The 12,634-nt window shown below is 72.1% G+C and carries 6 protein-coding genes; 5 read left to right on the forward strand and 1 reads right to left on the reverse strand.

The annotated features are described in order from the left end of the window. Positions 1-37: 37 nt before the first annotated feature. From PVK74_RS05220 to PVK74_RS05240, 5 genes are all read left to right on the forward strand, one after another. Positions 38-997: a carbohydrate ABC transporter permease gene (locus tag PVK74_RS05220; RefSeq protein ID WP_043324311.1), complete on the forward strand. Its 960-nt coding sequence runs from the start codon at positions 38-40 to the stop codon at positions 995-997. 3 nt (positions 998-1,000) lie between these two features. Then, the gene (locus PVK74_RS05225) at positions 1,001-1,888 is read left to right on the forward strand and encodes a carbohydrate ABC transporter permease (protein WP_187694398.1); all 888 of its coding nucleotides are present in this window, start codon (positions 1,001-1,003) and stop codon (positions 1,886-1,888) included. A 75-nt stretch (positions 1,889-1,963) separates the two neighbouring features. Then, complete coding sequence (locus PVK74_RS05230; protein WP_113973649.1) at positions 1,964-3,589, forward strand: glycoside hydrolase family 13 protein; 1,626 nt, start codon at positions 1,964-1,966, stop codon at positions 3,587-3,589. 154 nt (positions 3,590-3,743) lie between these two features. After that, complete coding sequence (locus tag PVK74_RS05235) at positions 3,744-6,614, forward strand: discoidin domain-containing protein (RefSeq protein WP_274478326.1); 2,871 nt, start codon at positions 3,744-3,746, stop codon at positions 6,612-6,614. A gap of 92 nt (positions 6,615-6,706) precedes the next feature. Beyond that, the gene (locus PVK74_RS05240) at positions 6,707-10,993 is read left to right on the forward strand and encodes a discoidin domain-containing protein (RefSeq protein ID WP_274478327.1); all 4,287 of its coding nucleotides are present in this window, start codon (positions 6,707-6,709) and stop codon (positions 10,991-10,993) included. A gap of 224 nt (positions 10,994-11,217) precedes the next feature. On the opposite strand, the gene PVK74_RS05245 is transcribed toward PVK74_RS05240, so the two are convergent. Beyond that, positions 11,218-12,609, reverse strand: a complete 1,392-nt coding sequence (locus PVK74_RS05245) for an aminotransferase-like domain-containing protein (RefSeq protein ID WP_274478328.1) — start codon at positions 12,607-12,609, stop codon at positions 11,218-11,220. Positions 12,610-12,634 lie beyond the last annotated feature (25 nt).

A 12,634-nucleotide genomic window follows, 5' to 3' on the forward strand; every position in this document is an offset into this window, starting at 1 on the left:
CACCGGCCCCACCTCCCCGAGCACCGCAGGAGTCGCCTTGGCGCTCACCACCGCCCCCGGCGCCACCCGCCGTACCGGTCCTGCCGCGTCGACGCCGTCGCGTACCGCCGGACGCCGCGCCGGTCTCGGCCGCAAGGTCCGGGACAACCTCACCGGGCACACGTTCCTCATCGGCGCCGTCGTCTGCTTCGCCGTCTTCTCCTGGTACCCGATGGTCCGCGGCGTCGTGATGAGCTTCCAGCGCACCCGCCGCGGCGAGACCACCTGGGTCGGCTGGGACAACTACAGCCGGATCATCGCCGATCCGAGCTTCTGGACCGCCTGGAAGAACACGTTCGTCTTCACCGGTTTGGCGCTCGTCCTCGGCTACCTGGTGCCGTTCTTCGTGGCGATCCTGCTCAACGAGCTGCGCCACGCCAAGGGCTACCTGCGGGTGCTCGTCTACCTGCCGGTGATGCTGCCGCCGGCGTCCGCGCTGTTCCTGTTCAAGTTCTACGCCTACGACCCGAGCGAGGCGGGGCTGTTCAACGCGGTCCTCACCGCGCTGGGACTGCCCACGTCGGAGTGGATGCAGTCGCCCACCATGACGATGCCGGCCATGGTGATCGCGTCGACCTGGATGAACATGGGCGGCGCCGTGCTGATCTACCTGGCCGCGCTGCAGAACATCCCCGGCGAGCTGTACGAGGCCGCCGAGATCGACGGCGCCGGGGTGTGGCGGCGCATCGTGCACGTGACGGTCCCGCAGACCCGGCTGATCCTGGCGCTGCTGGCGATGCTCCAGATCGTCGCCACCATGCAGCTGTTCATCGAGCCGCTGATCCTCGCCAACGGCGCCGGTACGCAGGACTCGGCGACCTCCGTGGCGTACCTGATCTACCAGCACGGGTTCTTCCAGAACGACCTCAACGGCGCCGCCGCGCTCGGCGTGATCATGCTGGTGGTGCTGGCCGGGTTCTCCGCCGTCTACCTGCGACTGACCGCGAGACAGGACTAGGACATGGCCGCCGACAGCACCACCCGTACCCTCATCTCCCACGCCCAGCTGCGCCGCGGTCGCGGCCGCGTCCTCTACTGGGCCGTGCTCTCCGTGGTCGTGGCCGGGTTCACGCTGGTGTTCCTCGGCCCGCTGTACTGGATGGTCACCGGCGCGCTGAAGTCCGGCCAGGAGATCGCCCAGACCCCGCCGACGCTGTTCCCGCGCGACCCGCAGCCGGGCAACTACGTCGACGCCTGGACCAACCTGGATCTGGCGAAGCTGCTGTTCAACACGTTCTACTACGCCACCGGGGCGGTGGTGTTCCAGCTCGTGTTCGACACCGCCGCCGCGTACGCGCTGTCGAAGCTGCGTCCGGTGCTGGGCGGGTTGATCCTCGGCATGATGCTGGCGACGCTGATGATCCCGGCGATGGTGCTGATCGTCCCGCAGTACGTCACGGTGATCGACCTGCCGATCGTGCACGTCAACCTGCTCGACTCGCCGTTCGCGATCTGGCTGCCGCTGGTGGCGAACGCGTTCAACATCTTCCTGCTGAAACGGTTCTTCGACTCGATCCCGGAGGACCTGATGGCCGCCGCCGTGATGGACGGCGCCACCCCGCTGCGCACGCTCTGGTCCATCGTCCTGCCGATGTCCCGCCCGATCCTCGGCGTGGTGGCGATCTTCGCGGTGACGGCGGTCTGGAAGGACTTCCTCTGGCCGAAGCTGGTCATGCCGTCGCCGGAGACGCGGACCGTCAGCGTCGGCATCTACGCCTTCGCCGGCGGCACCCCGATGAACGTGGTCATCGCCGCGTCGGTGATCGCCGCCATCCCCACCGTCGTGCTGTTCCTGATCTTCCAGCGCAACATCATGTCCGGCCTGACCACCGGCGGCCTCAAGGGCTGACCGGGCGCCGCCCGCCGCCGGCCGTACCGCCCGCCGCCGCAGAACCGACCCCGCAGAAAGCAGGTGCCCGTGTCCATGGCCGACAACAGCCCGTGGTGGCGCTCCGCGGTGATCTACCAGGTCTACCCGCGCAGTTTCGCCGACGGCAACGGCGACGGGATCGGCGACGTCGCCGGCATCCGGTCCCGCCTGGATCACCTCGCCGCGCTCGGCGTCGACGCCATCTGGTTCAGCCCCTGGTATCCGTCGCCGATGGCCGACGCCGGCTACGACGTGTCCGACTACCGCGACATCGACCCGGTCTTCGGCACGCTCGCCGAGGTGGAGGCGCTGATCGCCGAGGCGCACGCGCTCGGCATCCGCAGCATCGTCGACGTGGTGCCCAACCACTGCTCCGACGCGCACCAGTGGTTCCGGGCCGCGCTCGCCGGCGGGCCGGGCGCGCCCGAACGGGACCTGTTCTGGTTCCGCCCCGGCCGGGGACCGGGCGGCGACCTGCCGCCCACCGACTGGACCGGCGAGTTCGGCGGCCCGACCTGGACCCGCACCACCGACCCGGACGGCACCCCCGGCGACTGGTACCTGCACCTGTTCGCCCCGCAGCAACCCGACTTCAACTGGGACCACCCCCGGGTCCGCGAAGAGTTCGAGGACATCCTGCGGTTCTGGTTCGAGCGGGGCGTGGACGGCATCCGCATCGACTCGGCCGGGCTGCTCGTCAAGGACGGCACGCTGCCGGAGGTCCACCCGGACCGGCCGCACCCGTTCCGCGACCAGGACGGCGTGCACGACGTGTACCGCGCCTGGCGGCGCATCGCCGACTCGTACCCGGGCGGGCGGGCACTGGTCGGCGAGGTGTGGCTGCCCGACCGGCAGCGGTTCGCGAACTACCTGCGCCCGGACGAGCTGCACACCGCGTTCAACTTCGACTTCCTCGGCTGCGCCTGGGACGCCACCGCGCTGAGGGAGAGCATCGACGGCACGCTGGCCGCGCACGCCCCGGTCGGCGCGCCCGCCACCTGGGTGTTGTCCAACCACGACGTCACCCGGCACGTCACCCGGTACGGCCGCGCCGACACCCGGTTCAGCTTCGCCGCCAAGCGCGAGGGCATCCCCACCGACCTGGAACTGGGCACCCGCCGGGCCCGCGCCGCCGCGCTGCTGTCCCTCGCGCTGCCCGGCGCCGCCTACGTCTACCAGGGCGAGGAGCTGGGCCTCTGGGAGGTCGAGGACATCCCGTACGAGTTGCGGCAGGACCCGATGTGGGAGCGGTCCGGGCGGGTCGACCCGGGCCGCGACGGCTGCCGGGTGCCGCTGCCCTGGCAGGGCGACACGCCGCCGTTCGGGTTCAGCCCCGACGGCGCGTCCGCCGCGCCCTGGCTGCCGCAACCTGCCGACTGGAAGGACCGCACGGTCCGCGCCCAGACCGGTGACCCGCACTCGATGCTGGAGCTGTACCGGGCCGCGCTGGCGCTGCGCCGCGCCGAACCGGCGCTCGGCGACGGCACCCTGGCGTGGCTGCCCGCACCGGAGGGCGTGCTCGCGTTCGCCCGCGAACCCGGCTTCACCTGCGTGGTCAACCTCGGCGACGCCGCCGTGCCGCTGCCCGCGCACGACGAGCTGCTGCTCGCCAGCGGCCCGCTCGACGACGACCGGCTGCCACCGGACACCGCGGTCTGGCTGCGTACCCGATCGGCCTGACCGCGGCGCCGGCGGCCCCGTCCCGCCGCCGGCGCCGCCGAAACACCCGGCGGCCCGTCCCGGCCGCCACAGACGCCGCACACCTGGGGAGGAGGAAGGAGAGGCAACGCCGCACGGGGGGATCTGGCCACCGACGAAAGGGAGCACACCCCGCATGGCCGAGCACCGCACCGCGCACCGCCACCGCAGCACCGGCGTGGCCGCCCTCGCCGCCGCCGCGCTCGCCGCCTCGACACTCGTCGTCGTGGCGCTCACCACGACCGCCACCCCGGCGTACGCCGCCGGACTGTCCCCGTTCGACATCACCGGACGCGGCGCCACCGTGCCGTTCCGCGAGCAGGAAGCCGAGCAGGCCACCCACAACGGCACGAAGATCGGCCCCGACCGGCGCTACGGCACGCTGCCGTCCGAGGCGTCCGGCCGGGAGGCGGTCACGCTCGACGCCGTCGGCGAGTACGTCGAGTTCACGCTCACCGCCCCCGCGAACGCGGTCACGTTCCGGTACAGCCTGCCGGACAACGCCGCCGGCACCGGCCGCGACGCCACCATCGACCTGCGCGCCAACGGCACGCTGGTCAAGGCGGTGCCGGTCACCTCCCGGTACGGCTGGTACTACGGCGGCTACCCGTTCAACAACAACCCGGGCGACACCAACCCGCACCACTTCTACGACGAGACCCGCACCATGTTCGGCACCACGTACCCGGCCGGCACGAAGATCCGCCTCCAGGTGTCCTCGACCGCCCAGTCACCCACGTTCACCATCGACCTGGCCGACTTCGAGCTGGTCGGGGCGCAGATCACCAAGCCGTCCGGCGTGCTGGACGTGGTGACCGACTTCGGCGCCGACCCGACCGGCACCACCGACTCGACGGCGAAGTTCCAGGCCGCGGTGGACGCCGGCAAGGCGCAGGGCCGGGCGGTGTGGATCCCGGCCGGCACGTTCACGCTCTGGGACCACGTGGTGGTCGACGGCGTGACGCTGCGCGGCGCCGGCCCCTGGTACTCGGTGCTCGGCGGCCGGCACCCGACCGACCGTAAACGTGCCGCCGGCATCTACGGCAAGTACGTGCCGGGCGGCGGCTACTCCGGCGAGATCCGCCCGCACGAGGCCGGTGGGCCCAGCCGCAACGTCACGCTGCGGGACTTCGCCATCATCGGCGACATCCGGGAACGCGTCGACGAGGACCAGGTCAACGCCATCGGCGGCGCGATGAGCAACTCGGTGGTGGACAACCTGTGGTTGCAGCACACCAAGGTCGGCGCCTGGATGGACGGGCCGATGGACAACTTCACCATCCGCAACAGCCGCATCCTGGACCAGACCGCCGATGGGGTGAACTTCCACTGGGGCGTCACCAACTCCACGGTGACGAACACGTTCGTCCGCAACACCGGTGACGACGCGCTGGCCATGTGGGCGCAGAGCGTGCCGAACGTGGGCAACTCCTTCACCCGCAACACCATCGGCGTGACGATCCTGGCCAACCACCTGGTCACGTACGGCGGGCGGGACATCACCATCGCCGACAACGTCACCGCCGACTCGGTCACCAACGGCGGTGGCATCCACGTGGCGAACCGCTATCCGGGCGTCACCGGGCCGACCGCCGTGGCCGGCACGATCACGGTGGCCCGCAACACGCTGATCCGCAACGGCAACTCCGACTACAACTGGCAGTTCGGCGTGGGCGCGATCTGGTTCTCCGCGCTCAACGAGCCGATCCAGGGCGCCGCGATCAACGTCACCGACACCGACATCCTGGACAGCTCGTACGCGGCGCTGCACTGGATCGAGGGGCAGACCAGCGGCATCTCGTTCGACAACGTGCGCATCGAGGGCGTTGGCACGTACGCGCTCCAGGTGCAGGCGCCCAGCCAGGTCCGGTTCACCAACGTGCGGGCCACCGGCATCGCGCAGTCGAACCCCATCCACAACTGCGTCGGCAGCGGCTTCCAGATCACCCAGGGCGCCGGCAACTCCGGCTGGTACACGCCCACCCCGTACTGCGGGCCGTGGCCGCAGCCGCAGTGGGGCAACGGACCGTCCAGCCCGCCGCCCACCAGCCCGGCGCCGACCACGGCAGCGCCGACGACGGCCCCGCCGACCACCGCGCCGCCGACCACACCGCCGCCGGCCGGCGGGAACCTGGCCCTGGGCCGCCCGGCGACCGCCACCAGCACCACCCAGACGTACGCCGCCGGCAACGCCGTCGACGGCAACCCGGCCAGCTACTGGGAGAGCGCCAACAACGCGTTCCCGCAGTCGCTCACCGTCGACCTCGGCGCGTCCCGCACCGTCGACCGGGTGGTGCTGAAGCTCCCGCCCGGCTGGGAACGGCGTACCCAGACGCTGTCCGTGCTCGGCTCCGCCGACGGTTCCTCGTACACGACGCTCGCCGCGTCGGCGGGCCGCGTCTTCGACCCGGCCGCTGGCAACACCGTGTCGATCGCGCTGCCGTCCGGCGACCGGCGGTTCGTCCGGGTCACCGTCACCGGCAACACCGGCTGGCCGGCGGGCCAGCTCGCCGAGCTGGAGGTGTACGGCGGCGGCACCACCACACCGCCGCCCACCACGACCCCGCCGCCCACCACCGCGCCACCGACCGGCAACCTGGCGGCGGGCCGGCCGGTCGCGGAGACCAGCCACGCCGACGTGTACGGCGCCGCCAACACCGTCGACGGCAACGCGAACACCTACTGGGAGAGCGCCAACAACGCCTTCCCCCAGTCGGTGACGGTCGACCTGGGCAGCGCCCGGCCGGTCGCCCGGGTGGTGCTGAAACTGCCCCCGTCGGCGGCCTGGCAGACCCGTACCCAGACCGTGGCGGTGCTCGGCTCCACCGACGGCTCGTCGTTCTCGACGCTGAAGGCGGCGGCGGGCTACACGTTCGACCCGGCGGGCGGCAACAGCGTGTCGATCGCGCTGCCCGCCGGTGACCGCCGCTTCGTGCGGCTGACGTTCACCGGCAACACCGGCTGGCCGGCCGGCCAGCTGTCCGAGTTCGAGGTGTACGCCTCCTGACCCGGCGCGGCGGGGACCATCCCCGCCGCGCCACCGCACCCCCACCCCCGAACGCCTCTCCACCTCCCCCGGGAAGAAGGTGTCCGTCCACCATGTCCAGACTCCGTACCGGAATCGTCGCGGCGCTCGCCGCGGTCGGCCTGGTCGTCACCGCGGCCCCCGCCCCACCGGCGCTCGCCGCCGGCGGCCCGAACCTCGCCGCCGGACGCACCGCCACCGCCAGCAGCGTCAACGGCCCCTACGTCGCGGCCAACCTGACCGACGGCAACCAGGGCAGCTACTGGGAGAGCAGCGGCGCGCTGCCCCAGTGGGCCCAGGTCGACCTCGGCACCAGCCGCGCCGTCGACCAGGTCGTGCTGAAGCTCCCTGCCGCCTGGGAGGCCCGCAACCAGACGCTGTCCGTGCAGGCCAGCGCCGACGGCAGCGGCTTCACCACTGTCGTCGCGTCCGCTGCCCGCACGTTCAGCCCGGCCGCCGCCAACACCGTGACGCTCGGCTTCACCGCCACCGACGCCCGCTACCTGCGGGTCCTCATCACCGCGAACACCGGCTGGGCCGCCGCGCAGCTCGCCGAGCTGGAGGTGTACGGCGCGGCCACCTCCTCGACCAACCTGGCGCTCGGCCGGACCATGACCGAGAGCGGTCACGCCGACGTGTACGGCGCGGGCAACGCCAACGACGGCAACGCGGCCACGTACTGGGAGAGCCCGAACAACGCGTTCCCGCAGTGGATCCAGGCCGACCTGGGCGCCGCCACCAGCGTCAACCGGCTGGTGCTGCGGCTGCCGGCCGGCTGGGGCGCACGCACCCAGACGATCACCGTGCAGGGCAGCACGAACGGTTCTGCGTTCGGCACGCTCGTCGGGTCCGCGTCGTACGCGTTCGACCCGGGCGGCGGCAACACCGTGACGGTCACCGTGCCCACCGCGTCCACCCGGTACGTGCGGCTGCTGTTCACCGCGAACAGCGCCTGGCCCGCCGGGCAGCTCGGCGAGCTGGAGGTCTACGGCCCGGTCACCGGCGACACCCAGGCGCCGAGCGCGCCCGGCAACCTCGCGTTCACCGAGCCCGCCACCGACCAGGTGCGGCTGACCTGGACCGCGTCCACCGACAACGTGGGCGTCACCGGCTACGACGTGTACGCCAACGGCGTGCTGCGCACCACCGTCGGCGGCAGCACGCTGACGTACACCGACACCCAGCCCGCCGGGACCACCGTCTCCTACTACGTGCGGGCGCGGGACGCGGCCGGAAACGTGTCGGCGAACAGCAACACGGTCACCCGCACCGGCAACACCGGGGACACTGTCGCGCCCACCGCGCCCGGCAACCTGGCCTACACCCAGCCGGCGAGCGGGCAGATCCGGCTGACCTGGACCGCGTCCACGGACAACGTGGGCGTCACCGGCTACGAGGTGTACGCCAACGGCTCGCTGCGCACCACGGTCAGCGGCTCCACGCTCACCTACACGGACAGCCAGCCGGACAGCGCCACCGTCTCGTACCACGTGCGGGCCCGCGACGCCGCCGGGAACGTGTCGGCGAACAGCAACACCGTCACCCGTACCGGCAGCAGCACCGGCGGCACGAACCTGGCGGTCGGCAAGCCCGCCACCGCGTCGTCGATGGTGCACGTGTTCGCCGCCGCCAACGCCGTCGACAACGACGTCACCACGTACTGGGAGGGCGCGCCCGGCGCGTACCCGAGCACGCTCACCGTCGCGCTCGGCGCCAACGCCGCGATCAGCGCCGTCGTGGTGAAGCTCAACCCGGACCCGGCGTGGGGCGCGCGCACCCAGACGTTCCAGGTGCTCGGGCGGGAGCAGTCCGCGTCCGGGTTCACCAGCCTGGTCGGCTCCGCCACGTACTCCTTCAACCCGAACAGCGCCAACACGGTGACCGTCCCGGTCTCCGCGACCGCAGCCGACGTCCGGCTCCAGTTCACCGCGAACTCCGGCTCCGCCAACGGCCAGGTCGCCGAACTCCAGGTCATCGGCGTCCCGGCGCCGAACCCGGACCTCACCGTCACGGCGGTCACCGCCTCGCCGTCCGCGCCGGTGGAGACCGACGCGATCACGCTGTCCGCCACCGTGCGCAACGCCGGCACCGCGGCCTCCGCCGCCACCGACGTCAACCTCTACCTGGGTACGACGAAGGTCGGCACCGCCGCCGTCGGCGCGCTCGCCGCGGGCGCGTCGAGCACCGTCTCGGCGAGCATCGGCGTACGCGACGCCGGCAGCTACCAGGTCACCGCGAAGGTCGACGAGTCGAACGCGGTGATCGAGCAGAACGAGGCGAACAACTCCCACACCAGCCCGACCCCGCTGACCGTCAGCCCGGTCGCCAGCTCCGACCTGGTCGCCTCCGCCGTCACCTGGTCACCCGGCACGCCGAGCGCCGGCGCCACCGTCTCCTTCGCGGTGACGCTGCGCAACCAGGGCACCATCGCGTCGGCGAGCGGCGCGCACGGCATCACGCTGACAGTGCGCGACCAGTCCGGCGCGGTGGTCCGCACGCTCACCGGCTCGTACAGCGGCACGATCGCGGCCGGTGCCACCGCCGGACCGGTGTCGCTCGGCACGTGGACCGCCGCCAACGGCCGGTACACGGTGCGGGTGGTGCTCGCCGACGACGGCAACGAGCTGCCGGTGAAGCGGCAGAACAACACCAGCGACCGGGCGCTGTTCGTCGGCCGCGGGGCGAACCTGCCGTACGACGCGTACGAGGCCGAGGACGGCACGACCGGAGGCGGCGCGCAGGTGATCGGCCCGAACCGCACCATCGGCGACCTCGCCGGGGAGGCGTCCGGCCGCCGCGCGGTCACGCTCAACACCACCGGCGCGTACGTCGAGTGGACCACCCGCTCGGCCGCGAACGCCCTGGTGGCCCGCTACTCCATCCCGGACGCGCCGGGCGGCGGCGGGATCGACTCGACGATCAACGTCTACGTCAACGGTGTGCTGCACAAGCCGATGAGCCTCACCTCGAAGCACATCTGGCTCTACGGCGCCGAGGCCGGTCCCAGCGACTCGCCGAGCGCGGGCGCGCCCCGGCACCTGTACGACGAGGCGAACGTGCTGCTCGACACCACGGTCCCGGCCGGCAGCCGGATCCGGCTCCAGAAGGACCCGGCGAACAGCACCACGTACGCGATCGACTTCGTCAACACCGAACTGGTGTCGCCGCGTGCCAACCCCGACCCGGCCCGCTACAAGGTGCCGACCGGGTTCAGCCACGCCGACGTGCAGAACGCGCTCGACGCGGTACGGATGGACACCACCGGCACGCTGGTCGGCGTCTACCTGCCCGCCGGCACGTACGAGACGGCGCAGAAGTTCCAGGTGTACGGCAAGGCGGTGAACGTCGTCGGCGCCGGCATGTGGTTCACCCGGTTCCAGACGCCGCGCAACCAGCAGAACACCGACGCCGGTTTCCGGGTCGAGTCCTCGGCCAGCGGCTCGACCTTCGCCCACCTGGCGTTCTTCGGCAACTACACCAACCGGATCGACGGTCCCGGCAAGGTGTGGGGCGAACTGAAGGACGTGGACGACCTGACGCTGGACAGCGTCTGGGTGGAGCACACCGTCTGCGCGTACTGGGGGGTGAGTGTGGACGGGCTGACCATCCGGGACAGCCGGTTCCGCAACACCTTCGCCGACGCCGTGAACATGACCAACGGCAGCACGAACAACCTGGTCACCAACTCGGAGGGCCGCTCCAACGGCGACGACGCGTTCGCGTTGTTCTCCGCCACCGACTCCGGCGGCTCCGGCGGCAACCACGGCAACGTGTTCGAGAACCTGACCGCCACGCTGACCTGGCGGGCAGCCGGGCTGGCGGTGTACGGCGGCTACGACAACGTGTTCCGCAACCTGTACATCGCCGACCAGCTCACGTACTCGGGCATCACGATCAGCTCGCTGGACTTCGGCTACCCGTTCGTCGGGTTCGGTGCCAGCCCACCCACCCGGTTCGAGAACATCTCGCTGATCCGTTCCGGCGGGCACTTCTGGGGCGCGCAGACGTTCCCGGCGATGTGGTTGTTCTCCGCGTCGAAGGAGTTCCGTGGCATCCGGGTGAGCGACGTGGACATCGTCGATCCGACGTACTCGGGGATCATGTTCCAGACCAAGTACAACGGCAGCCAGCCGGAGAACCCGATCACCGACACGGTGCTGACGAACGTGTCGATCTCCGGCGCGCGGCGCAGCGGTGACGCGTTCGACGCGAAGTCCGGCTTCGGCATCTGGGTCAACGAGATGCCCGAGGCAGGTCAGGGCCCCGCGGTCGGCGCGGCGACGTTCACCAACCTCCGCCTGACCGACAACGCCCAGGACATCAAGAACACCACAAGTACGTTCACCATCACCCGCAACTAACCTCGCGGCCTCTCCCACCCCCGCGATCTTGCACTTTCGGCCCCGGTGATGCCGGATTACTCCTGGTATCAGGGGGCGCGAACTGCAAGATCGCGGGGGCTGCGGGGCGGCGCGGCGAGGGCGGCACGGCGATCTTGGAGTTGTGGCGCCTCTGATAGTGGGGCGAAGCCGACAAGCTGTGGCACCACGAGTCCAAGATCGACGGAGGGTGTAAGGCTGCGCGGTCAGTGGGGGAGGGCGGTGGAGAGGCGGCGGATGGCCTCGTCCATCTGCTCGGGTGGGGCGGCGGCGTACGTGAGGCGCAGGTGCGGGGCGGGGGGTTCGGCGGCGTACCAGGGGCGGCCGGGGAAGACTGTCACCCCCGCCGCCGCGGCCGCCGCTGTCACCGCTACGTCGTCGGTGTTGTCGGGCAGGCGTACCCACAGGTGCAGGCCGCCGCGCGGGACGTCGCGCGGCGCCAGCTGCGGCAGGTGGCGGTTCAGTGCGGCGAGCAGCGCCTCCCGGCGGGCCCGCAGGTGCACGCGCAGGCTGCGGCGGTGCCGGTCCCACGCGGGCGCGGTGAGGAACTCCAGCGCCGCTTGTTGCAGCGGCCCGGCGACGAACAGGTCGTCGAGCAGGCGGGCGGCGCGCAGCCGGGCTCCGGCCGGTCCGCGTGCGCCGAGCGCGGCGATGCGCAGGCCGGGCGCTGCCGGTTTGGTCAGTGAGCGCAGGTAGACGACGTGTCCGTCGGGGTCGTCGGCGGCCAGCGGTGGCGGGGCCTCCCCGTCGATGGTGAGGTCGCGGGCGTAGTCGTCCTCGATGAGGAACGCCCCGGCGTCGCGTACCGCCTCGGCGACCTGGGTGCGTCGTGCGGGGGAGAGCGTCGCGCCGTGCGGGTTGGCGTGCAGCGGCTGGCAGTAGAACAGGCGGGCGCCGGTGCGGGCGAACGCGGCGGCGAGCTGGTCGGGGCGTACCCCGTCGGTGTCGGCGGGCACCGGCACCACCCGCAGTCCGGCGGCGCGCGCGGCGGCGAGCGCGCCCAGGTAGGTGGGGGATTCGACGAGCAGCGTGTCGCCGGGTGTGGTGAGCGCCCGCAGCGTGGTGGAGAGCGCGGCCTGCCCGCCCGGGCAGATCACCATGTCCTCGGCGCGCAGGCCCCCGCCGGCCGCTCGGGCGAACCAGGCGCGCAGGTCGGCGCGTCCCTCGACCGGGCCGCGCTGCCACGCCGCCGGTTGCCGGGCGGCGCGGGCGAGCGCCGCGCCGAGCGCGGCGGCCGGCTGGAGGTCCGGGTCCAGGTAGCCGCCGGTCAGCGGGATCGCGCCCGACGGCGGTAGCGCCAGCAGCGCCTGCATCTCCTCCTCGCCGTCGCGCCGTGAGCCGAGCGCGACGGTCTGCCACGACAGGTCCGGCCGTGGTGGGTCGGCGCGCCGGTTCGCCACGTACGCGCCACGTCCCGGCCGTGTCTCGATCAGGCCGTCGGCGACGAGCCGCCGGGTCGCCTCGGCGACGGTGACGGGGGAGACGTGATGGTGGGCGGTCAGCTCCCGTACCGACGGCAGTCGCGTGCCGGGGACGGCGTCCGCCGCCAGCGCACCCAGATGCCGGACGACACGCTCGATAGCGCTACCATCATTCATGACAGCACAGAGTAGCGCTACTGCA

It is taken from the genome of Micromonospora chalcea (assembly GCF_028768405.1).
Lineage (GTDB): Bacteria > Actinomycetota > Actinomycetes > Mycobacteriales > Micromonosporaceae > Micromonospora > Micromonospora chalcea.